A 900-nucleotide genomic window follows, 5' to 3' on the forward strand; every position below is an offset into this window, starting at 1 on the left:
CTCAAACCTTTATTTGCGAATTAAATTCTCATATTGCTGCATTGTTTGGTGAAACAAATCCTGGCCATGTAGGCGAGCGTAATAAAGCGCGCCTTTGCAGCTAAAAATAAATAGCGCAGCCATTGCTCGCGTATCTTCAAGCTCAGCAAATTCACCTTGTTCTATACCTTCATCAATGCCCTTCGTTACCCAAGCAAGCTCTATATCGTCGAGCTTCTTTATCTGCACCTTAATAGAGTCTGGCAGTTTGCTTAAGTCATTATAGAAGGCACTAATTGGGCATACTCGCTGCTCAGATAAGGCGTGCTTCATCGCGGCACTTAAATAACGTTCCAGCTTATTCCAATGATTTGCTGCACGTTGGTCGAAATAAGCAAGACCTTGGCTAAGCCAGTCATGCGTCCAATCACATAGGGCCAGACCGAGATCTTCTTTCTTAGGGAAGTGATGATGAACACTCGCCTTGGTAATGCCCAGTTCTCTGGATATATCTAAATAACTGAAGCCATCAAAGCCACGGTCCCGAAGCTTATCAGCAGAAAACTCGACAATACGTTGCTTGGTATTCATCAGGGAACCACTTCACTAAAATAGTTTGTTCAATTATTAAACACACCTTACCTACCTGAAGGCAGGTTGTCAAACCTATGCTAAAAAATTGAACATCAACCACCTCACGCAAGCCTGGCTTACCGGCCGGCACCCCGGATATGGGAGTTGACGTGAGTTAATCTAGATGCTATGTAGACTTGAATGAATGGCTAGAACAACTCAATATCACCAGAGCGATTATCGATAGCCTCTATTTCACCTTTGTCGACTAAGTTTTTATAGTTCTTGATACAGTTACGCCCACTCGCTTTGGCATGATAAAGCGCCGCGTCGGCTCTTTCGAATAGT

The 900-nt window shown here is 43.8% G+C and carries 1 protein-coding gene; it reads right to left on the reverse strand.

What is annotated here, in order from left to right; all coding sequences use genetic code 11:
* Nucleotides 1-9: 9 nt before the first annotated feature.
* Complete coding sequence (locus tag A3756_RS01440) at nt 10-570, reverse strand: TetR/AcrR family transcriptional regulator (protein ID WP_068552740.1); 561 nt, start codon at nt 568-570, stop codon at nt 10-12.
* Nucleotides 571-900 lie beyond the last annotated feature (330 nt).

The organism is Oleiphilus sp. HI0086 (assembly GCF_001635225.1).

Excerpts from the sequence above, each read along its gene's own strand:
- A3756_RS01440 (WP_068552740.1), bottom strand. The coding sequence starts at position 570 with ATGAATACCAAGCAACGTATTGTCGAGTTTTCTGCTGATAAGCTTCGG.